Source organism: Streptococcus sp. DFI.7.26 (genome assembly GCF_022240605.1).
Lineage (GTDB): Bacteria > Bacillota > Bacilli > Lactobacillales > Streptococcaceae > Streptococcus > Streptococcus xiaochunlingii.
In genome coordinates, this window is record NZ_JAKOGN010000016.1 from 1 (window position 1) to 22,585 (window position 22,585).

General features: G+C 44.5%; 19 protein-coding genes and 2 pseudogenes. 16 read left to right on the forward strand and 5 right to left on the reverse strand.

The features are described from left to right. Positions 1-58 precede the first annotated feature (58 nt). On the reverse strand, positions 59-1,276 hold the full coding sequence (gene sstT / locus L0M85_RS09095; protein ID WP_195347746.1) for a serine/threonine transporter SstT: 1,218 nt from the start codon (positions 1,274-1,276) through the stop codon (positions 59-61). A gap of 150 nt (positions 1,277-1,426) precedes the next feature. On the opposite strand from sstT, the gene L0M85_RS09100 reads away from it, so the two are divergent. Beyond that, positions 1,427-2,278, forward strand: a complete 852-nt coding sequence (locus L0M85_RS09100; protein ID WP_238656898.1) for a mechanosensitive ion channel family protein — start codon at positions 1,427-1,429, stop codon at positions 2,276-2,278. A 27-nt stretch (positions 2,279-2,305) separates the two neighbouring features. Here L0M85_RS09100 and def read toward each other — a convergent pair whose 3' ends face one another. After that, positions 2,306-2,920 carry a peptide deformylase gene (gene def, locus L0M85_RS09105; protein WP_238656899.1) on the reverse strand — a complete coding sequence of 205 codons (615 nt, stop codon included), beginning with the start codon at positions 2,918-2,920 and terminating at the stop codon, positions 2,306-2,308. Positions 2,921-3,091: 171 nt separating this feature from the next. Here def and L0M85_RS09110 point away from each other — a divergent pair, with 171 nt between their 5' ends. The 4 genes from L0M85_RS09110 to trxA all read left to right on the forward strand — a co-directional run bounded on the left by L0M85_RS09110 (position 3,092) and on the right by trxA (position 5,327). Then, a complete protein-coding gene (locus tag L0M85_RS09110; RefSeq protein WP_238656900.1) occupies positions 3,092-3,820 on the forward strand; it encodes a pseudouridine synthase in 729 nt (242 codons plus the stop codon). A gap of 175 nt (positions 3,821-3,995) precedes the next feature. Further along, positions 3,996-4,265: a 30S ribosomal protein S15 gene (gene rpsO, locus L0M85_RS09115; RefSeq protein WP_004193424.1), complete on the forward strand. Its 270-nt coding sequence runs from the start codon at positions 3,996-3,998 to the stop codon at positions 4,263-4,265. A 510-nt stretch (positions 4,266-4,775) separates the two neighbouring features. Continuing rightward, a complete protein-coding gene (locus tag L0M85_RS09120) occupies positions 4,776-5,000 on the forward strand; it encodes a DUF4649 family protein (protein ID WP_238656901.1) in 225 nt (74 codons plus the stop codon). Between the two features lie 12 nt (positions 5,001-5,012). Continuing rightward, positions 5,013-5,327: a thioredoxin gene (trxA, locus tag L0M85_RS09125; RefSeq protein WP_048688449.1), complete on the forward strand. Its 315-nt coding sequence runs from the start codon at positions 5,013-5,015 to the stop codon at positions 5,325-5,327. Between the two features lie 72 nt (positions 5,328-5,399). Here trxA and L0M85_RS09130 read toward each other — a convergent pair whose 3' ends face one another. Together L0M85_RS09130 and pepF are read right to left on the reverse strand one after the other, a co-directional pair. Beyond that, a complete protein-coding gene (locus L0M85_RS09130; protein ID WP_195611070.1) occupies positions 5,400-6,191 on the reverse strand; it encodes a DUF2785 domain-containing protein in 792 nt (263 codons plus the stop codon). Between the two features lie 54 nt (positions 6,192-6,245). Beyond that, entirely contained in the window at positions 6,246-8,042 is a 1,797-nt protein-coding gene (pepF, locus tag L0M85_RS09135; protein WP_238656902.1) for an oligoendopeptidase F, read from the reverse strand. Positions 8,043-8,216: 174 nt separating this feature from the next. On the opposite strand from pepF, the gene L0M85_RS09140 reads away from it, so the two are divergent. The 11 genes and pseudogenes from L0M85_RS09140 to L0M85_RS09185 all read left to right on the forward strand — a co-directional run bounded on the left by L0M85_RS09140 (position 8,217) and on the right by L0M85_RS09185 (position 19,234). Further along, entirely contained in the window at positions 8,217-9,533 is a 1,317-nt protein-coding gene (locus L0M85_RS09140) for a DUF6287 domain-containing protein (RefSeq protein WP_195611059.1), read from the forward strand. Positions 9,534-9,969: 436 nt separating this feature from the next. Next, positions 9,970-12,198, forward strand: a complete 2,229-nt coding sequence (gene pnp / locus L0M85_RS09145) for a polyribonucleotide nucleotidyltransferase (protein ID WP_238656903.1) — start codon at positions 9,970-9,972, stop codon at positions 12,196-12,198. A gap of 24 nt (positions 12,199-12,222) precedes the next feature. Continuing rightward, positions 12,223-12,840 carry a serine O-acetyltransferase gene (gene cysE / locus L0M85_RS09150; protein WP_048715162.1) on the forward strand — a complete coding sequence of 206 codons (618 nt, stop codon included), beginning with the start codon at positions 12,223-12,225 and terminating at the stop codon, positions 12,838-12,840. 30 nt (positions 12,841-12,870) lie between these two features. Next, a pseudogene (locus L0M85_RS10075) lies at positions 12,871-12,966 on the forward strand (bacteriocin); the annotation flags it as partial. Continuing rightward, positions 12,944-13,108 (forward strand): annotated as a pseudogene (locus L0M85_RS09155) (phosphorylase); the annotation flags it as partial. The pseudogenes L0M85_RS10075 and L0M85_RS09155, both read left to right, overlap by 23 nt. An 8-nt stretch (positions 13,109-13,116) precedes the next feature. Then, entirely contained in the window at positions 13,117-13,638 is a 522-nt protein-coding gene (locus L0M85_RS09160; RefSeq protein WP_238656904.1) for a dihydrofolate reductase family protein, read from the forward strand. Positions 13,639-13,655: 17 nt separating this feature from the next. Beyond that, positions 13,656-14,999, forward strand: a complete 1,344-nt coding sequence (gene cysS, locus L0M85_RS09165; RefSeq protein ID WP_238656905.1) for a cysteine--tRNA ligase — start codon at positions 13,656-13,658, stop codon at positions 14,997-14,999. After that, positions 14,992-15,387: a Mini-ribonuclease 3 gene (locus tag L0M85_RS09170; RefSeq protein ID WP_238656906.1), complete on the forward strand. Its 396-nt coding sequence runs from the start codon at positions 14,992-14,994 to the stop codon at positions 15,385-15,387. The genes cysS and L0M85_RS09170 overlap by 8 nt, the downstream gene beginning before the upstream one ends. Further along, positions 15,387-16,247 carry a helix-turn-helix domain-containing protein gene (locus tag L0M85_RS09175; protein WP_238656907.1) on the forward strand — a complete coding sequence of 287 codons (861 nt, stop codon included), beginning with the start codon at positions 15,387-15,389 and terminating at the stop codon, positions 16,245-16,247. The genes L0M85_RS09170 and L0M85_RS09175 overlap by 1 nt, the downstream gene beginning before the upstream one ends. Before the next feature lie 123 nt (positions 16,248-16,370). After that, complete coding sequence (ugpC, locus tag L0M85_RS09180) at positions 16,371-17,501, forward strand: sn-glycerol-3-phosphate ABC transporter ATP-binding protein UgpC (protein WP_006595597.1); 1,131 nt, start codon at positions 16,371-16,373, stop codon at positions 17,499-17,501. Between the two features lie 65 nt (positions 17,502-17,566). Continuing rightward, positions 17,567-19,234 carry an alpha-glucosidase gene (locus L0M85_RS09185; RefSeq protein ID WP_238656908.1) on the forward strand — a complete coding sequence of 556 codons (1,668 nt, stop codon included), beginning with the start codon at positions 17,567-17,569 and terminating at the stop codon, positions 19,232-19,234. Between the two features lie 58 nt (positions 19,235-19,292). Here L0M85_RS09185 and L0M85_RS09190 read toward each other — a convergent pair whose 3' ends face one another. Next, the gene (locus L0M85_RS09190; protein WP_238656909.1) at positions 19,293-22,553 is read right to left on the reverse strand and encodes an LPXTG-anchored zinc carboxypeptidase; all 3,261 of its coding nucleotides are present in this window, start codon (positions 22,551-22,553) and stop codon (positions 19,293-19,295) included. Between the last annotated feature and the right edge of the window lie 32 nt (positions 22,554-22,585).

The following is a 22,585-nucleotide window of genomic DNA, read 5'->3' on the forward strand; positions in this document are numbered from 1 at the left end:
TGGGACGACGAAATCGAATTCTAACGAATTACCGATTTCTGTCCCACTCTCTTCTGACTTAATAGCGTTTTTCTTTGGGCCAATCTTTCATTTCAGAAATAGCTGTAAAGAGGACATCTGTTGATGAATTGAGAGCTGTTTCACAAGAATCTTGGATGACACCAATAATGAAGCCCACGCTGACTACTTGCATAGCAATATCATTGTCGATACCAAAGAGGCTGCAGGCGACAGGAATCAAGAGGAGGGAGCCACCGGCTACTCCAGAAGCCCCACAGGCTGAAACAGCTGCTACGACACTGAGGACCAGGGCAGTCCCAAAATCGACCTGGATGCCTAAGGTGTTGACAGCAGCTAGGGTCAAGGTATTAATGGTAACGGCAGCTCCGGCCATATTAATAGTAGATCCTAGAGGGATAGAGACCGAGTAAGTATCAGGATTGAGACCCAGTTCCTTACAGAGCTTCATATTGACAGGGATGTTAGCAGCAGAGCTTCTAGTAAAGAAGGCGGTCAATCCACTGACTCGTAGACATTTGAAGACGAGCGGATAAGGATTTTTGCGAATCATGATGTAGACAAAAATCGGGTTGATGACTAGAGCGACGAAGAACATGGTGCCAACCAAGAGAAGTAAGAGGAGGCCATAGCTTTTAAGTCCATCAAATCCTTGTCCTGCAATCGTTGTATAGACCAAGCCAAGAATCCCAAATGGCGCAAGGTTAATGATCCATTCGACAATCTTGGAAGTGATATCTGCCAGGGTTTGAAGGAGGTCCTTGCTGTGCTCACTAGCTTCTCTCATAGCAACACCAAAGACGACAGCCCAGGATAGAATCCCGATATAATTAGCCTGAATAAGGGCATTGAGGGGATTGTCCACGATTTTTAAGAGAAGGTTGCTGATGACTTCCCCTAATCCATCGGGAGAAGTTCCTTCAGCACTAGTTCCTGTTAAAGAAATGGTAATAGGAAAGAGATAGTTCACCAGGACCGCTACCAAGGCTGCCGCAAAAGTTCCCAGGAGGTAGAGGACAATGACTGATTTCATATTGGTTTGGGTTCCCTTTTGGTGCTGGGAGAGGGCGTTAGCGACAAGGGCGAAGACTAGAAGAGGAGCAATAGCCCGCAAGCCTCCTACAAAGATTTCCCCTAACAGACCAATTGCAGATGCTTTAGGAAGCAACAGAGCTAAAAGGGCTCCAACGAAGATTCCGATTGCAATCCGCTTCATCAGGTTGGTTTTGTTCCAAGTTTGAATGAGTCGTTTGACCATAAGGACCTCCTTTATTGAAAGTTTACCGTCCATTATACGATAGTTAAGTTTGAAAATCAAGGTGAGCATAAGGGGAGGTTAGTGGTTATATAGCCTAAAATCTGATATAATCAAACCATTAGAAAAAGAAGAAGGAGATTGATAGAAGGTATGAAGAATATTTTTTCCCGCTATGTCAGTCAGTTTGATTGGACCAAGATCATGGATGAGTTAGTTTCGAAATTGATTTCCTTAGCTATTTTATTTATTTTATTTTTGCTTGCCAAAAAACTACTTCGTAGCATGGTGAAACGGATTTTAAAACCATCTCTGAACTATGTTGGACAAGATGACGCTCGTAAGAAAACTATTTTGCGTTTGGTAGAAAGTCTGTTAACTTACTGCCTTTATTTCATCCTCATTTACTGGATTCTTTCCATCCTCGGCTTGCCAGTCTCAAGTCTTTTGGCGGGTGCTGGAATTGCAGGAGTTGCCATTGGGATGGGAGCTCAAGGCTTCTTATCGGATTTGGTCAATGGCTTCTTTATTCTTCTGGAGCGCCAATTGGATGTTGGAGATACGGTGCGAGTGACCAATGGTCCGATTACCATCGCAGGGACAGTGTCGAGTGTCGGCATTCGGACGACCCAGGTGCGAGATGCAGATGGGACCTTGCATTTTATCCCTAATCGCAATATTATGGTTGTTAGCAATCTCTCGCGGGGCAACCAGCGCGTTTTAATTGATATGCCGATTTCTGCTCAAACTGATCTCGATAAGATTTATCAGATTTTCCAGCAAGTCAACGATGAACAAGCACAGAAACATCCAGAAATCTTAGATGGTCCAACGATTTTAGGTCCTCAAATTGAAAAGGGGACGGGTCGCTATTCCTTCCGCGTCGCCATGATGGTCCAGTCGGGAAGCCAAGTGGCCATCTACCATCTTTATTACAAACTCTATCATGATGCCCTCTTACAAAATGGGATAGAGATTCCAACCACTTTCTCTGTTACACCTTAATAAAAAAAGACCCATGGGTCTTTTTTTTTATTCTAAAATAAGCATGCCATCTTTGATAGCGAAAGGATCCTTCGGATTAATCCGATCGTAGAACATGACCCCATTGATGTGGTCGATTTCGTGTTGAACTACGATGGAGTTGTAGCCCTTGAGTTTGATACGGTGCTTTTCTCCCGTTTTGTCATAGTAGTCTACTGTTACACGTGCGTGACGGACCACATAACCAGGAACGTTGCGGTCTACAGAGAGGCATCCTTCCCCATCTCCAAGAGCCGCATCTTGGACTGAGTGGGAGACAATTTTAGGATTGTACATGACTTCTTGGATGGAGTAGGCTTCTTTTGGAGGATTTCCTTCTTCATCCTCTGGGTTTGGGACGAGAACGGCAATGATGCGCTTAGAAATGTCCAACTGAGGGGCAGCGAGTCCGACTCCTCCCCGAAGACCTAATTTTTCTGCCATGACAGGATCCTGTGAATGGTGCAAGAACTGCATCATTTTTTCCCCTAGGATAATCTCTTGATCTGACAGTGGGAAAGTGACCTCTTCAGCGATAGCACGTAAAGTTGGGTGGCCTTCGCGAATAATATCATTCATATCAATTAGATGGGCAGCTTTTGTAATGGTTTCAATTGCAGACATGTTCTCATTCACTCCTTTTTTCTAGAAACCATCATATCATAATTCCTTTTAGAATGAAAGTTTGCCAATTGATTGAGGGGTGCTAATGGACTAGACGGACTGTAAACTAGAAAAGGAAAGAATCCTAGTCTGGTTCATGGTATAATGATAAGAAGAATGAAGGAGGCAAGCATGCGTCTAGATAAATATTTGGTGGACTGTGGAGTGGGAAGCCGGACAGAAGTCAAGCAAGTTCTCAAGCAAAAAAAGATTCAGGTCAATGGAAAGGTGGAAACCTCTGCCAAGATTCATATTGATCCAGATAAAGATCAAGTGACCTATTTAGGAGAAAGTTTATTCCATGAAGAGTTTGTTTACTATCTGCTCAATAAACCCAAAGGGGTCATTTCAGCAACGGAAGATGACCACCATCAAACAGTCTTAGATTTGTTAGATGACACGGCCAGACACAAGGAAGTCTTTCCTGTCGGACGGCTAGATATTGATACCCATGGCTTACTCCTCTTGACCAATAATGGTAAGTTGGCTCATGCCATGCTATCGCCTAAGAAACATGTGGACAAGGTCTACCGTGCCCAAGTAGCTGGCATCATGACCCAGGAAGATGTCGTCCGCTTCAAATCAGGAATAGAATTGAAGGATTTCACCACCCTGCCAGCTGAGTTAGAAATTTTAGAAGTTGATCGAGAAGCCGAGACTTGCTTGGTTCAGATCCGCATCGCAGAAGGCAAATTTCACCAGGTCAAGCGCATGGTTGCAGCCTGTGGCAAAGAAGTCACCGATCTCGAGCGGATTTCCATGGGGCCATTGAGCTTGGATCCTAGTCTCGAATTAGGGGAGTGGCGTAGATTGACAGCAGAAGAAATAAAGCTCTTAACTGACTTTCGGGTCAACCTATAATGAGAAGTCATTGTAGTCTTGGGTTTGAAGAACTCTGTTGGAAAAAGCAGAAGTGTTTGACAGAAAGATGAAATCTTGGTAGAATGAATAGGTCGAATAGACAACTAACTCTTTCTTGGTAGCAGGCTATGCCAAACCTGCCACTCGGATAGAGCATAAAGAAAAGGAGCTTATCATGGCAATCTCAAAAGAGAAAAAAAATGAAATCATTGCACAATACGCACGTCACGAAGGTGACACTGGTTCAGTAGAAGTACAAGTTGCTGTCCTTACTTGGGAAATCAACCACTTGAACGACCACATCAAACAACACAAAAAAGACCACGCTACTTACCGTGGTTTGATGAAGAAAATCGGTCGCCGTCGTAACTTGTTGGCTTACCTTCGTAAGAACGACGTTAACCGTTACCGTGAGTTGATCAACTCTCTTGGACTTCGTCGTTAATCATGATGCTAAGGGCGCCAAAAATCCGTATGAAAATAGGGAAACGACACAGTGTTCGATGAACACAAGGAGTTTCATCTTTTTCACTAGGATTTTAGCCCGAGCTCAAAACAGCTCTCTAAATTCAGAGGGCTGTTATTTTTTGCCAAGTGCTTAGGCCGTGTTCAATTGAATACAAAAAAGTTAAGTTACTCTATTGTAGAGTAGCTTTTCTTTTTCACTAGAATTATAGTATAATCTTCGGCTACGGTTCCTAGCATCGTAAGGTAAAATAGACCAGATTTATCTCCCTTCGGGGAGATTTTTTGTTTTCAGAAGAAATCTAGTACAATCTTCGGTTCGTCGCCTTGTCTAGAAACGTTTTATACAGCAAGAATGGAGCCCTCTGAATTCAGAGGTTTTTTTATCTTTTTTCGAACAAGATTCATGATTCTGAGTAAGTCGTTTTGTTTGACAGATGTAATTAACAGAGTTACAATAGACACATCTTAAGAAATAGAGGTTATCGATATGATTGATATTACATATCTAGATAGTGCAAAACAAGAAAGAGTCATGCATTTTGATTCCTATGAAGAATTTGAACGCTCCCAACAGACCTGCTTGATCGGTGTAGCGGATTACTATCCCGTACAAAAATTGACCTATAATGGGCACGAACTCGATTACCATGGAACTTACGGAGATGTCTTCTTCTATTTGATGAAGCAAGACCTCGATCAATACAAAAACTAAAGGAGAAAAACAATGGCAAAAGCAATTACAGACGCAACATTTGAAGCAGAAACGAAAGAAGGATTGGTCTTAGTAGACTTCTGGGCGACCTGGTGTGGTCCATGTCGTATGCAAGGACCAATCTTGGATAAATTGTCTGAAGAACTTTCAGAAGATGTTTTAAAAATCGTTAAAATGGACGTTGACGAAAATCCAAATACAGCGCGTGCTTTCGGCATTATGTCTATCCCTACTCTTCTTTTCAAAAAAGATGGACAAGTGGTTAAACAAGTTGCTGGTGTTCACACTGCAGAACAAATCAAGGCTATTGTGGCTGAGTTGGGTTAAAAGCATAAGCACTCCCATTAATAAAATGGGAGTGCTTTTTTATATGATAAATTGCAAGAATAAGTGCAACAGTTAGTATTGAAAAGACTGAATGGCCTCTTTCAACTCATCTTGTAAAAAGTCTCTCTGATCAAGTTGAATATAGACTTCTAACAGACAGGATCTAAGGTTGGAAAATTTATAAAAATCTTCCCTTTCTTCTATTGGAAAGTCAAGCGTTTTTATCCAAGAAGCTACTTGTTCTTGCTCGATTTTCCCTTGCAAAATAGGTTCATAGAGCACTCTAGCTAAACGCCAGTCCTCATCATCGGTAAAACGAATTGAAATTCTTCTAAAGACTTGGCCAAGTATGTTCAGTCCTTCATGAACTTTGTCATTAGGAAAGTCCGGATGACAAACTACTTCTGTCAAAAGATCAGCTCCATGCGCAAAAGCGTGAACCCAGCCATACTGGCTGGAAAAACCTGTTGTATCCTTTTCTTTTAAAAGATAGTGTAAGCCTTGATCCAGTAAAATATATCTTATATCAGCTTTTAATCTTTGATAAAAAATCGATTGTTGGTTGGCATCTGCAGACAAGAGATTGGCATAAATAAGCGCTCTAAAAGAACGATCAAGTGTCGATAGCCCAATCTTGTCAATCTCTTTTTCTACTCCTTCATCGGATAAAATCGTCTCAGCAATGAAAAGAAATTGTTCTTGTGTAAAGAGTTCTTCTTGAATCCCTCTAGCCAAGCTTGTAAAAACAAGATTATCGCGAATTTCTGGTGAAGGGTCTCCTAAATGTTCCAACAACCACTGGATTTCTTCTAGACGATAGCTTGGTTTTTCTTCTGTTACTTTACTTTGTAATTCTTGATACATCCCTAGCACCTCTGCATTTTTACTAGCTTATTTTAGAGTTAGCTGTAGAGGAGTTTATTCTCCCAATTCTGCACTATAGGCAATAATTTGATCAACCGTGTCTGAAAGGAATTGGATGGTATCGCGAAGTGGTTTGTCAGTCGAGATATCTGCTCCGATGATCATGGCTGACTCAAGTGGGGTCTTGCTACCGCCTGATTTGAGGAGGTCCAGCCAATCTTTGGCTCCATTTTCGGAGTTCTTCAAATGCAGGTAACCCGCTGTTGAGATAACCAAGCCAGCTGAGTAGGTGTAGCTGTAAAGCCCCATGTAGTAGTGGCTTTGACGCATCCAGGTCAAGGCTGCATCGTCATCGATTTCAACGGCGTCGCCCCAGAATTCGGTTAAGACTTCCTTCATGATGCTGTTGAGCTTGCTAGCGCCGAAGGTACCACCTTCTTCGATCAAGGTGTAGACCTTGCGTTGGAAGGCTGCTTCCAGCAAGTGAGTGATGAAGTTGTGGAAGTAGGTATCTGTCAATCGGTGAGCTAGGGCAAAGCGTTTTTGACGAGGATCGTCAAACTGGTGTTCCAAGTAGTCGCTGAGGAGGAGCTCGTTAAAGGTAGAAGGAGCTTCCACATAGTAGGTCGACATGTGGGCGTTGAAGTAGCTTTGGTTGTTATCTGAGAAGATGAATTGACCAGAGTGTCCAATCTCGTGGATCAGGGTATAAACATCGCTCATTCGTCCTGTCCAACTCATCAGGACATAAGGATGGACGCGATAAGGGTCAGCCGCATATCCACCGGAATCCTTGCCTTCATTGGCCGCAAAGTCGACCCAACGTTCGGTTTGGTAGAGGGCGATTTCGCGGGAGTATTCTTCGCCAAGAGGTGCCACAGATTTCATGACCAAGTCATAAGCGTCATCAATAGTAACATCTGGGTTGAGCGCACTGTCCAAATCCAACTTCCAATCAGCAAAGGTCATTTTCTCAAGACCATTGACCTTGGCTACGTGTTTGAGGAATTTTTGAGCGACTGGAGCGAAATCCTTCATGATCAGGTCAATCTGACGGTCAAACATAGAGCGATCCACTTCCTGCTCAGCCAAGAGATAGTCAAAGACCGAGTCATAGCCTCGCATATCTGCGATCAGTTTTTCGGACTTAACTTGGGCTAGATAGGTAGCAGCAGCCGTGTTTTGATGCTTACGAAGACCTTCTGAGAAGGAACGAAAGGCTTTTTCACGGACTTCCGCATTCTCATGGTTTTGGTAGAAGTTTTCATAGGTGACAAAGCTATTCTTGTAGACTTTTCCATCCACTTCAAAATCAGCCATTTCAAAGTCACCCGCTCGCATCTTGGTATAGATGTCTTGTGGTCCGTAGAAGACTTCACCCAGGTTGGTCAAAGTTTTTTCCACATCAGCTCCCAAGTAGTGGGCTTTTTTGATTTTAGCCTGACGAATGGCATAAGTGAGGTGAGGGAGTTGCCCGAGGCGTTCGAGGACTTCTTCATCCGCTTCTACCAAAGCATCGTCAAAGAAGGAAAGTTCAACGCTCGCCCAAGTTTCGAAATCCATCCCTGCTTGGGCAATTTCCGCAAAAGCTTCATCGCCAAAGTCAGTCGTTTGTGGCATAAAGCTGTAGTTACCAATGTGGCTGAGTTGAATCTGAATTTGTTCAAAGACCGCAAAGGCAGCTTCAAAGTCTTCAAAAGTGTGGAGCTTACCCTTGTAGTTGCGGACAAATTCATTGATTTCTTCACGCGTCTTTTCGATGGCACGCAAGAAGTCTTCCTGGTCTTGATAGAGGGCTGTGAGGTCCCAGAGTTCGTTCTCAGGAAATTCAGAACGTTTTTTTAATTCCATAGTGTTCTCCTTTTGATCAAATAACTATATTCAGTATAGCAGAAAATAGGGGAGAATGATAGGCGAAAGGAGAACTTATCAAAGCTAGCTGGATCCAATCAGAAGCCAAGGATTTTCTATCTTTTTTACCTTCTTTTGGTATAATAAAGTGGAGAAAGTTTTAGGGAGTATACGATGAAGAAATTCTATAAAGTTAGCTTGGCAGCGATGACCTTGCTAACCTTGGTGGCATGTGGACCTAAGCGACGTCCTCGGACGCAACCCTCTACAGCTCAAAGTGAAGTAACAGATGGAAAAAGTTCCAAGAAAGCATCGTCTGGGCATGAGTACTATCAAACGGTTCTTGAACGTTATCAGGCCTACTCTAGGGCTATCGAAGCAGGTGATAGTGCAGGTCTAGAGACCAAACTGAAAGAAATAGATCCTCAATCGGATGAGTATGCCTATGCCATGTATCTTCAAACTCTGGGTAGTAAACCTAACCTTTCCTATTTTTATACAGATTTGGATAAGGATGGGCGGGACGAACTCTTGATTGGGAATGGCCAAACAGTCTCAGCAATCTACTATCTGAAAGGCCAGCAACCAGAATTACTCCATACAGCTTTTGTAGCTTCCTCTGGTGGCTCTCGTTCAGGTTTTCAAATTTTTGAGGATGGCTCGGTCATCTATGCTAGCTTTTCGTCTCTTCAACCAGAAGTAGATTTGATCCATTACAAGTTCCAAAAAGGGAAACTGGAAACTGTCAATAAGATCCAAATTAAAAATGGGGACGGTCAGAAGCCAGAAAAAACCTTAGGGATTACAGCAAAAGAATTGGATCAAGCAAAATTTGGATGGAAAGAACTAGAGACCGGAAAGAAGGCGACCAGCCAAGCAAGTACCTCAGAGCAGCAAACAAGTAGTTTCCAAGTCCGTGTAGCAGTTTCAGATCTTCGAATTCGTAAAGAAGCATCGATCAAGGGGGAAGAAGTTGGAATGATCCCGCAAGGTGTTTACACGATAACTGAGACGGTTACAGCTGACGGTTATACCTGGGGCAAGCTCCAATCTGGCCAAGGCTGGATCGCGCTTGAATTTACGACGAGAGTGGAAGGTTCTAATACAACTACTTCGAATAAGGAAAGTAGTGGGATGAATATTCAAGAGATTCAGAACGGAGATTTTTCAAGTATTGCGGGGACTTGGCGAAATGGCTTGGGATGGACTTTGGAATTTGATAAAGATGGCTTGACTGGAAATCAATTTTTTACAGATGGTAGTGGGGTCGTTAATAACATTTATCCTGATCATGGCTATATTTCTGGAGCTATCCACAGTTCAAAACCGAATACAGCTGGGGGAGCAGCAATTTCGTTTTTACCAGCAGGAACATCTATCAAACTAGATAGTAACCAGAATAGTGATCCGTCGGATACTAAAAAAGATCGAATTTGGACTGGGCAGCAGTACATTTGGACCCCAGAGTCCTTCTTCTATCGTGTGGATTAATAGAATAGTCGTTCACCTACAAAATACGCTGTTGTTTAGTCAGTAGAGATTGCATGGAGACTTTTAAATAGATAGCACCTATATCTAGCTCTAGAATTTTAAAATAAGTGGAAATCAAATATTCCTCGAAAAAGGCTTTTAAAGCCTTTTTCTTTTGGGCTTGAATATGGTAAAATAAAGGTTATACGTGCTTGGATACAAAGATGAGGATATAACATACAGAAAGGCTGTTGAAATCCCTATCTAGTTGAGTTGCTTAACGGCTTAGTATCTTGATAGTTGAACACGGGCTAAATCCCTAGTGAAAAAGATAGATTTCCTAGTGTGCGTGGCACACTGCGTCAATCTCCTATTTTCATACGGGATTCTTCACGCCCTTTGTATCCTGATTTTTGTAGGCAAGTCGTATAATTTTATCAATCCAAAGGGGATTACAATGACAAAACAAGTGTTTCAAACGACTTTTGCGGGTCGTGAGTTGATCGTAGAGACTGGTCAGGTTGCCAAGCAAGCCAATGGCTCTGTTGTCGTGCGTTATGGGGAGTCAACTGTCTTGACTGCTGCCGTTATGTCTAAGAAGATGGCAACTGGGGATTTCTTCCCACTTCAAGTCAACTACGAAGAAAAAATGTATGCAGCTGGGAAGTTTCCTGGTGGCTTTATGAAACGGGAAGGACGTCCGTCTACAGATGCGACTTTGACAGCGCGTTTGATTGACCGTCCAATCCGTCCAATGTTTGCGGAAGGCTTCCGTAACGAAGTGCAAGTCATCAATACGGTTCTTTCTTACGATGAAAATGCCTCTGCACCAATGGCAGCCATGTTTGGTTCATCCTTGGCCCTTTCTATCTCAGATATTCCGTTTGACGGACCAATCGCTGGGGTACAGGTGGGTTATGTCGACGGGGAAATCATCATCAACCCAACGCAAGAACAAGCCGAGCGCTCTCTTCTTGAATTGACAGTAGCCGGTACGAAACACGCCATCAACATGGTAGAGTCTGGTGCCAAAGAATTGTCAGAAGAAATCATGTTGGAAGCTCTTTTGAAAGGGCACGAAGCTGTTAAAGAATTGATTGCCTTCCAAGAAGAAATCGTAGCAGCAGCTGGGAAAGAAAAAGCAGAAGTGGAATTGCTTCATGTAGATGCTGACTTGCAAGCTGAAATCATCGCAGCCTACAACAGCGACCTTCAAAAAGCGGTTCAAGTAGAAGAAAAATTAGCTCGTGAAGCTGCAACTCAAGCAGTAAAAGACCAAGTAACAGCAGTCTACGAAGAAAAATATGCAGATCACGAAGAATTTGACCGGATTATGCGGGATGTAGCTGAAATCTTGGAACAAATGGAACACGCAGAAGTGCGTCGTTTGATCACAGAAGACAAGGTTCGTCCTGATGGTCGTAAGGTCGATGAAATCCGTCCTTTGGATGCGGTTGTTGACTTCGTTCCCCGTGTGCACGGTTCAGGTCTCTTTACTCGTGGACAAACTCAGGCTCTTTCTACCTTGACTTTGGCGCCAATGGGTGAAACTCAAATCATCGATGGTTTGGATCCAGAGTACAAGAAACGCTTTATGCACCACTATAACTTCCCACAATACTCTGTAGGTGAAACAGGTCGTTACGGTGCGCCTGGTCGTCGTGAGATTGGTCACGGTGCTCTTGGCGAGCGTGCTCTTGCTCAAGTATTGCCAAGCTTGGAAGAATTCCCATATGCGATCCGTTTGGTAGCAGAAGTTTTGGAATCAAACGGTTCTTCATCTCAAGCCTCTATCTGTGCGGGAACGCTTGCCCTTATGGCTGGTGGTGTGCCAATCAAGGCGCCAGTAGCAGGGATTGCTATGGGACTGATTTCAGATGGGAACAACTACACAGTATTGACAGATATCCAAGGTTTAGAAGACCACTTTGGAGATATGGACTTTAAGGTTGCAGGTACGCGTGACGGGATTACAGCCCTTCAAATGGATATCAAGATTCAAGGGATCACTGCTGAAATCTTGACTGAGGCTTTGGCTCAAGCCAAGAAAGCCCGTTTTGAAATCCTTGATGTGATCGAAGCAACGATTCCAGAAGTTCGTCCAGAATTGGCTCCAACTGCTCCGAAAATTGATACCATCAAGATTGATGTGGACAAGATTAAGATTGTCATCGGTAAGGGTGGAGAAACCATCGATAAGATCATCGCTGAAACAGGCGTTAAGATTGATATCGACGAAGAAGGTAACGTATCGATCTACTCGAGCGACCAAGCGGCCATTAACCGTGCTAAAGAAATCATTGCTGGTTTGGTTCGTGAAGCGAAAGTGGACGAAGTCTACCATGCCAAAGTTGTTCGTATCGAGAAATTTGGTGCCTTTGTCAACCTCTTTGACAAGACAGATGCCCTCGTACACATCTCTGAAATGGCTTGGACTCGTACCAACCGTGTCGAAGACTTGGTAGCCATCGGTGATGAAGTGGATGTGAAGATTATCAAGATTGACGAAAAAGGTCGTGTCGATGCTTCTATGAAGGCCCTCTTGCCTCGTCCTCCAAAACCAGAACATGCAGAAGACAAAGGGGATAAGGGTCATCGTCATGGCGATCGTCCTCGTCACCACAACAAAGATTATAAACCTAGAAAAGACTTTACCAAAGATCCAGGTGAAGCAACGAATGAATAAGCATTTAAAAGAAAGGAGCACGGTATGGGATGGTGGCGTGAAACCATTGATATTGTAAAAGAAAATGACCCAGCAGCACGTACCTCGCTGGAGGTCCTCTTGACCTATCCAGGCGTCAAAGCGTTAGCTGCTCACCGTGTTTCTCACTTTTTGTGGAATCATGGCTTTAAGCTTCTAGCTCGGATGCACAGTCAGTTCTGGCGGTTTTGGACCCAGATCGAAATCCATCCAGGTGCGACCATTGCTTCGGGTGTCTTTATCGACCATGGAGCGGGCCTTGTTATTGGGGAAACAGCTATTGTTGAAAAAGGCGTTATGCTCTACCACGGGGTGACGCTCGGTGGAACTGGAAAGGATACAGGGAAGCGCCATCCAACGGTTCGTGAGGGAGCGTTGGTCTCCGCTCATGCTCAGGTCATCGGTCCGATTGAGATTGGGACCAAGGCCAAAGTCGGGGCAGGAGCCGTCGTCGTCTCCGATGTACCGAGTGATGTGACTGTTGTCGGAGTCCCTGCCAAGATTGTTCGTGTTCACGGTAAGAAGGATGAGCCAATCATTCACCAGGAGGAAGAAAAGCGTGAATACTACGTGAATAAGATGGAGCACGCCAAGGAAGCCAGCCATCATTCATCAAGTCTTTAGAAAAGGTTGGCAAAGTTATCGAAGTGAAATATGACAGGAGGAACCGACCTGTCATATTTATCAGATGCTATTTTGAACCAGGTAGTCCTTGAACTGAAAGAAGGCTTGGAGTCAATTTCGCAAGAGTAAAGTCTATCAGTTCTTCTACACAGCTGACTATGTGGATCATCATAACCGAACCTGGGATACCCGCCATGAAGAGCGGACAGCTGATGCCATGACTTTTTTCACTATCGCTTTGACAATAGCAAAAGAACTAGAAAGGTAACTACAAGAATGGCAGTTTATTTTTACGGCTGTATCACCATGGATGGCTACTTGGCAGACAGCCAGCACAGGATAGACTGGCTGCATCAGCTTGCTTCTGTAGAGGATACAGGCTATGATGACTTTTACAGGCAAATGGATATCACCATCATGGGCAAGCGGACCTTTGAGGAAATCCAAGATTTGCAAGATGTAGAGAGTTTTTATCAAACTACGGAAAACTATGTCTTTACGCATGATAGGCACCTGCCTGTCAGCAATTACCAGCCAGTAGCTGGGGATGTGGTGGACTTTGTTCGCCAGATTGACAAAGGCAAAAATGTCTTTGTGATAGGTGGTAATTCCTTGGTAGGACCGCTCTTGGATGCGGATCTTTTCGACCACCTCATTATTCAGATAGCGCCCCTTATCCTAGGAAAGGGGGTTCCCCTCTTTACCCAAGAGGAAGGGCAGCGCTTTTACCAACTGGATAGCCTCAGACAATTTGGCCCTTTTGCAGAGCTGGTTTTCAGCCGAAAAAATCAGAAATAGAGAAGGGAGTGGACCGCATGATTAAAATTTATGACACCATGTCTCGTGATTTGCGAGAATTTGTCCCAATCGAAGAAGGAAAGGTCCGCATGTATGTTTGTGGGCCAACAGTTTACAACTATATCCACGTTGGGAATGCCCGTTCAACGGTAGCTTTTGACACGATTCGTCGCTATTTTGAGTATCGTGGCTACGAGGTTAACTACATTTCCAACTTTACAGATGTGGATGATAAGATTATCAACCGTGCTAAAGAAGAAGGCATTACTCCTCAGGAAGTGGCAGACAAGTACATTGCGGCCTTTCGTGAGGATGTGACGGCTCTCGGGGTCAAACCTGCAACCCGCCACCCTCGTGTGGTCGAGTTTATGGACGACATCATTCGCTTTGTCGCTGATTTGATCGAAAAAGGCTATGCCTACGAGAGCCAAGGGGATGTTTATTTCCGTGTGGAAAAATCCCACAACTATGCTAAATTAGCCAACAAAACTCTAGAAGACTTGGAGCTAGGCGCTTCTGGTCGGACAGATGAGGAAACTGCTCGCAAGGAAAATCCAGTCGACTTTGCCCTTTGGAAAGCTGCGAAGCCGGGTGAAGTTTCTTGGGATAGCCCTTGGGGACCTGGTCGTCCGGGTTGGCATATCGAGTGTTCGGTCATGTCAACGGGGATTTTAGGGGATACTATTGATATACACGGTGGTGGAGCTGACCTTGAGTTTCCACACCATACCAATGAGATTGCCCAGTCTGAAGCCAAAACAGGCAAAACTTTTGCCAACTACTGGATGCACAATGGCTTTGTCAATATCGACAATGTCAAGATGTCCAAGTCCTTAGGCAACTTTATCACTGTGCATGATGCATTGAAGACCATCGACGGCCAAGTCCTTCGCTTCTTCTTTGCGACCCAGCACTACCGCAAGCCCATTAACTTCACAGAAAAAGCGGTACGCGATGCGGAGACCAACCTCAAGTATTTGAAAAATACCTATGAGCAACCGTTCACAGGAGAAGTGGATCCAGCAGAATTGCAAGGCTTTGTGGACAAGTTTATCGCGGCGATGGATGAAGATATCAATGCAGCGAACGGAATTACTGTCGTCTTTGAATTGGCCAAATGGATCAATTCGGGTCACTACGACCAAGACGTCAAGGATGCCTTGGCAAAGATGTTAGAAGTCTTTGGAGTGGTCTTTGTTGAAGAAGTTTTGGATGCGGATATTGAAGCCTTGATCGCTGAACGTCAGGAAGCGCGGGCTAAGAAAGATTTTGCGCGAGCAGATGCCATTCGCGATGAATTGGCTACGCAAGGAATCAAGCTCTTGGATACAAAAGAAGGTGTAAGGTGGACACGTGATTGATGTCAATCTGATTAACGGCATAGCCCTTGCCTTTGAAGGGGATGCGGTCTATTCCATGTATATTCGCAGGCACCTAATTTTTCAAGGGATGACCAAGCCCAATAAGCTTCACCAGACTGCAACCCGCTACGTCTCTGCTAGAGCTCAGGCTAGCTTGATTGAAAGCATGCTGGAGCAAGAAATTCTGACAGAAAAAGAGTTGGAGATCTACAAGCGCGGTCGTAATACCAATAGCCATACCAAGGCTAAAAATGCCGACGTCGTGACCTATCGCATGTCGACAGGCTTTGAAGCGGTCATGGGTTACTTGCACTTGACAGATGAAATCAACCGCTTAGAGGAATTAGTAGCTTGGTGTATCCAAAAAGTGGAAGAAGGGATAAAGTAGTGAAAGATATCAGAGAGTGGTTCCCTCATGCTGAGGTGACGGATCAACCGACACCACCAGCTGGTTTTGTAGCCATCCCTCTTCAGGCCCAGCAATGGTTGCAACTGAAAGAAGAGGAGTTGACGGAGAGAGAAAAGCAATTGATTGCCTGGTTGGGCAGTGAGGAAGATCTTGCTCCCAATCCTTGGTACCAATACTTGATTGATGGAAAGGGAGAAGCCCCTCAAGTCATCAAAAAAATGCAACTTGTCTATTGCCACCTCTCACATTCGACAGCGGAAGGAACAGCTTCCTGGTTAGAGATGATGCAGACACTCTTGCCCAACTTTCGAGCAGTCTTGCAGCTGAGTGGACAGGACTATGTACTCATTCTGGACCAAGAGCAATCGCTACCTGTAGCTACTATCTTAAAAGATACCGTATCTGCTATGGAGTATGACTTTAATCTTCGCTTATCCATCATGGTGGGGCAGGTATGGACCGAGCCTAAGGATTGGAGACTGTCTTCAGTCATTCGAGCAGAACGAAAAGTCTTTAGAGGCTGGATCCGAGAAGGGCATCAAGGTGTTTACCACTTTTCTCAACTCTATCTGTGGGGAATCGAACAGGAAGATTTGGACCTACATCCTATCAAAGAACGCTTGCGTCAGTTGATTGCGAGTCAAGATCAGTTGCAAGACATCATTGTTGCACTTTGGGACAATGGAGCAGTTGTGACCAAGGCGGCCCAGCAACTCTATCTCCATCGCAATTCCCTTCAATACAAGATGGATAAATGGGAGGAGCTAACGGGTCTCCAGTTAAAAAATCTGACAGATCTAGCCCTTTGTTACCATTTGGTCTTACAAGATGTGATGTAAGGGAATCAATCCAGAGTTTTGTGCAACTTGCACAAAACTCTTTTTCTTTTTTGTGAGACCTGCCATAGATTTATAAAGCGTTTTCATTTACAATAGAACTATAAACATCAAAGGAGTACCATCATGGTAGAATTAAATCTTAAAAATATTTACAAAAAATATCCAAACAGCGAACACTATTCAGTTGAAGACTTCAACTTGGATATCAAAGACAAAGAATTTATCGTTTTCGTAGGTCCTTCAGGATGTGGTAAATCAACGACTCTTCGTATGATCGCTGGTCTTGAAGATATCACAGAAGGTGAGTGTTCAATCGATGGCACTGTTGTAAACAACGTGGCACCTAAAGACCGTGATATCGCCATGGTATTCCAAAACTACGCTCTTTACCCACACATGACTGTGTACGATAACATGGCATTTGGTTTGAAATTGCGTAAATACAGCAAGGAAGATATCGACAAACGTGTACAAGAAGCAGCTGAAATCCTTGGCTTGAAAGAATTCTTGGATCGTAAACCAGCTGACCTTTCTGGTGGTCAACGTCAACGTGTGGCCATGGGACGTGCCATTGTCCGTGATGCAAAAGTATTCTTGATGGACGAACCTTTGTCAAACTTGGATGCAAAATTGCGTGTATCAATGCGTGCTGAAATCGCGAAAATCCACCGTCGTATCGGTGCTACAACCATCTACGTAACTCACGACCAAACAGAAGCGATGACATTGGCAGATCGTATCGTTATCATGTCAGCTACTAAAAACCCAGCTGGTACTGGTACAATTGGACGTGTGGAACAAATTGGTTCTCCGCAAGAAGTGTACAAAAACCCAGTTAACAAATTCGTAGCTGGATTCATCGGAAGCCCTGCCATGAACTTCATTAACGTGAAGTTGGAAGGTGGACACATCGTTGCCAATGGATTGAATTTGAAAGTTCCAGAAGGTGCTTTGAAAGTCTTGAAAGAAAAAGGCTATGATGGTAAAGAATTGATCTTTGGTATCCGTCCAGAAGACGTGAATACAGAAGCTGCTTTCCTTGAAACTTTCCCAGAATCAGTCGTGAAAGCAACCATCTCAGTGTCTGAGTTGCTCGGTTCTGAATCTCACTTGTACTGCCAAGTTGGTGACAACGAATTTATCGCAAAAGTAGATGCGCGTGACTACCTTGGAACTGGTGAAACAATCGAACTTGGATTTGACTTGAACAAAGCTCACTTCTTCGATAAAGAAACTGAAAAAACAGTATACTAATACCTACTGACACTATGGAGACTGAGAGGATTTGTCTCGGTCTCTTTCATTTAAGGAGACAAGACATGGAAAAAGATTGGTGGAAGGGGAAGGTCGCTTACCAGATTTACCCAAAAAGCTTCAAAGACAGCAATGGAGATGGTGTTGGTGATTTAAAAGGAATCACGGAAAAACTCGATTACCTTCAACAGTTGGGGATTGATATTCTCTGGTTATCGCCTGTTTACAAGAGCCCTTTTATTGATCAGGGATATGATATTTCCGATTATTATGCCATTGACCCGCTTTTTGGGAGCATGGAAGATATGGAAGAGTTGATTGCGGAAGGTAAGAAGCGAGGAATTTCTATCATTATGGACTTGGTGGTTAACCATTGCTCCAGTCATCACGAGTGGTTCCAAAAGGCTTTAGCGGATCCAGATGGCCCTTATGCGGATTACTTTTATTTTATCGAAAGTGACAAAGAACCCAACAACTGGGAAAGTTACTTTGGGGGCAGTGTTTGGGAGCCGGTTCCTGGCACCAACAAATACTATCTTCATTCTTTCCACAAGGATCAGCCAGATCTCAATTGGCAAAACCCTGTCTTGCGCGAAGAAATTTACAGGATGATCAATTGGTGGTTGGACAAGGGAATCGCGGGCTTCCGGATCGATGCTATTATCAATATCAAAAAAGATCTAGAATGGCGTTCGCTTCCGTCTGATCGCGAAAATGGCTTGGTCCCAGTACTGGAGTCTCTAGTGAATGCCCAATCGATTGAACCTTTCTTGCAAGAGTTAAAGGAGCGAACCTTTGCCAAGTACAATGCTTTCACTGTAGGAGAAGTTTTCAATGAAACCGATGAAGAATTGCATTTCTTCATTGGAAAAGACAGTGTCTTTTCTTCTATCTTTGACTTCAAGCAAACTTGCTTGGGGCAGGAAGGAAAGGGCTGGTTTGACCATACTCTTCCAACAGCGGAAGAACTCAAGGAAAGTATTTTCCAAGCGCATGAGCGCGCAGATAGAATTGGTGTTCTCTCGACCATCATCGAAAACCACGACGAACCTCGTGGGGTGTCCCATTATATCGCAGAAGGTCCAGTAAACGACCCCAGTAAAAAAGCCCTGGGAACCATTCAGGTTTTGCGCAAGGGAATTCCGTTTATCTATCAAGGTCAAGAAATTGGAATGGAGAACCAAGTCTTTGAATCAGTGGAAGACTTTGATGATATCGCGACCATCAATGGCTACCACGTTGCTAAAGAAGCTGGTTTGAGTGAGGAAGAAGCCTTAGCAGTGATTGCCAACTACAGCCGGGATAATGCGCGGACACCGATGCAGTGGACAAGAGAGCCAGGTCTGGGCTTTAGCGATGGACCAGCCTGGTTGATCAGTTCCAAACCAGATTATTCTATTAATGTAGAGGACCAGGAAAAAGATCCAGACTCCATCTTGAATTATTACCGCCAGTTAACGGCCTTGTATCGCCATCCCCTCTATGGAAATACCATCCGGTTTGGAGATATGATCCCAGCTTATCGGGAACGTGAGAATATCATCGCCTTCGAACGCCGTGGGGACAAGCGTCTCTTGGTAATCAGCAATTTCCAAAATCGCCAGGCTACTTTGGAGTTGACAGCTCCGATTAAAACGGTCGTTTTAAATAATACCGCAGGGTTGTTCCAAGAAGGAGACCAGGTATTAGAATTGGCCCCTTACCAAACCATCGTGCTGGAATTGGTGGCATAAAAAGAACCTTCGCATCTGCGAAGGTTCTTTTCATGCCATCCAAGTCTAAACCTGGAACTTATTCAACTTCTTTCTTTTTCAAGAGGAGCATGCCTCCGCTAACGGCTAGCAAGAAGCTTGAAAGAACAAAGTGTCCGGTTGAGTGATCTCCAGTTTGTGGCAGTTGCGCCTTGACTGGATTTTCTTGGAATCTTTGTCCCACTTGGTAGCTCAAGGTTTGCGCGCTTTCTTCAGCTTCAGCTGCGGTTTCTTTTTGTGGAAGGAGAACTTTAGTAGTGTCCTTCTTAGCCAAGATTGGCTGTGGAGTGGTTGTTTGGTTATGAATTGGAACCACCACCTGATTTGGTTCTTTGGCTGGTACGTAATCCATCAAGCTTGCTAACTTGCTACCAAAGATCGCGTTGGTTACCCAGCGGAAGAAGTGGACAGGGTGTTGGCGATTGGTTGGATTTCCGGCATAGACAAAGAGTGGTTGCCCAAGAAGTTCTCCAGAGATGGCCATGACCTTATTGGCTAGGACTTCATTTTTTGGCCACCAGCCAGCAATGTAGTAGTCGCTTGAAGCGATGCTCATCAAGGTCTTGAAGTTGCTTGGAACTTTTTCAATCCAGTTTCCTGAGTTGGAGTAGAAGAGGGCGTTCTTCTTGTAACCGCTGGTCAGTGGATCTTGGTCATCAATGATGGCCTTCATCAAGCCCTCGTAGTCACTGCCACCTTTAAGTTTTTCAGCATCAAAACCTGTAAGAACTCCCAATTTTTCCAGTTTCTGCATGGCTTCCCCTCCGATGACGAGAGTTGGTTTCTTGCCGAAGATGGAGGCGTCAAAGCGGTTGTTTTCAAGCACAATGACATCTGCTTCGTCAGGAGTATCGACGATTTGGAAGCCTAATTTTTCAAGGACCAGACTTGTATGAGCAGGCGCATCGACTCCAGCCCAATTATAGTGGTAGTTTGGAGAGTAGACCTTCATCGGTTTCAAGGTTGGCCCGCTTGGCACCTTGTAGAGGGCATCACCATAGATGGCATAGTTTGGCAGGAGCGAAGCAAAGGTATCACGGTCAACGATGTAGCCATCATCTGTTAGGTAGACAGATTTTCCTTGGGAAATGGCCTGGTTGATAGCTTTAACGGCACTGGCTGAGGTATTTGCGATCACATAGTAAGGAGCTTTTGGATCGATCTCAGAGGTACGAGTCGCACGGGTGGTGGTGACTTCGCCTAATTTTCCATTGAAAAGACCATCCGCAAAGACAGGTTCGGACTTGAACCCTCTCATATCTGGGAAGTTAACCAGTAACTCTGCGTACATCGCAGCCCAGGCAGATTCGTTGGAGCCCTTGTAGAGAATGTGGTTGGCATAGCCGCGTTTGGCTTGGGCCATATCAATGACTAAGTCCCCTTTTTTGTAGTTGCCTGTATCTTCTTTAAGCTCTTTGACGAGAACACCATTGCGTTTGAAGTAGTCGATCATATTGAAGGCTTCTTGGGCATCATTGTCCTTGTCGAGTCCCATTGGGATGACATAATAGTCAGGGAAGAATTTTGGACGACCGTTTTTCACACGTCCAACGATTTCCCCATTTGGGCCGACCAGTTCATTTTCAGCTTTTGGATCCTCAATCTTGTTGAGACCACGTAAGTAGAAGTTGAGCCGCATCTCAAGGAGCTTGTCTGGATCTTGGTTGAGAAAGTCAATGCCGCCGAGGACAGCATTGCGTCCAGCCTTATAGGATTCTTGGTTGGATTCTGGTATTTCAATGGTGTGGCCCAAGATACCGTGATAGACAGCATAGACACCTGTATAACCTGAGAAGGAATCATCCCAGCCATCTCCCCAATCCAGTTTTGGAATGATGTAGCTGTCGTATTTGGAATTGGCAACTCCAGCCCGGCCCATATGATGGGCATTTTCTAGCATCAGGTCTGACAGAAGATCGTATTCAAAGTTTGGATCATGTGGAGGTGTTGCAGGTTCGATTAAGAATTCTTTTACAAAACCGTGTAAGTCGTAGAGAGCGATCGGATTCCACTTGTTGATCATTTGGATGACGGTCCGGACTTCAGGGTTGGTTTGGTAACTGGCATCCCGGTTTGGATCGAGCCCGTTTGCTAGGGCCCGCAGGTTGAGAGCATCTCCATCTGGGTTTTCCGTGAAGTCAAACAAGAAGATAAATTTGTTTAGGAGAGTTGGGATGTCCAGAGTTACATTCTTGACGTTACCAGCTTCGTCTGTCGTTTTAAAAGTGACTTGATTTTCTGTAGCGAAGGTACGGAAGAGACCAGTGATGATGTCAATCCCAGGTTGTTCATCCGCATGCGTATTATGAACCAGGACAGGCAGTTTGTAATCCAAGGTCTTGTCCTTCAGAGCGGCCAACATCTCGCTTGGTTTTGTGAGAGCTGTTGGATTGGTAGATGAGAGGTAGTGGTCAATACTTGCTTGGTCCTTACTCACAATTCCCATCTTCATATCACGGCCTTGGGCGCTCTTACCAAGGGTTTCAAGCTGAACTAGACGGTCCGTTTTGGCTTCTGCCTTTGTCTGCTCAATGGAAGCTAGCATTTCCTCGTGGGTATGGAAATCTTTATATGGACGGAAGGTTAGATTCTTGCGAATAGTCAGCCCAAGATCTGAACTAGTTCCGACTAAAGTATGCTCGCCAATATAGTTCCGATAGGTCCGACGGATATTATTAGGGCTCCGAAGGCTTAAATCTTCGCCAAAGAGTTCCTTGACAGTAAAGGTCAGATCCAAATCGTTACCGTTTTTGTTCTCTTCAACTGTGATAAAGGGATCTTTGGAAAGAGTTCCTGTCTCCATATCCCAAGTTTTCCATTCTTCCAGTGGTTTGTCGTCCAAGGTCCAGTTGATCTTTCCAACAGCCTGAGCTTGATCCTTGACGGTATCCGTTAGCGTTCCCTTTTCAGACATGTAAACAGGGCTGTCACTAAGGCTGATAGCAGGATCTGCGTTTGCTGTTCGCTCTGTTACAGGGCTTTCTACTTTGGTCGTAGGACTAGCGGTGTCTGAAGCAGTAGACGAGCTTGCTTCTGCGCTAGCTGGGCTAGCTGAGCTAGGAGTTGCTTCCACAGGGCTTGGTGCAACTTCTGTTGCTGAGCTATGACTTGCCACTTCTGATCCAGTAACTGGACTAGCACTAGCCTCCTCTGGCTTGAGGACGTTTTCGACAGGTGCGGCAGGACTAGCTGGTTCAACAGTGTCCGCAGCAACTTGACCTTGTGCGAGGAAGGCTAAGAGGACCGCGGTAGAGATACTGAGTGCGTTTGTGTACAAACGCTTCTTATAAGAAGAATGCATAAAGAGACCTCCTTTGTTCTTTGCATGTATGC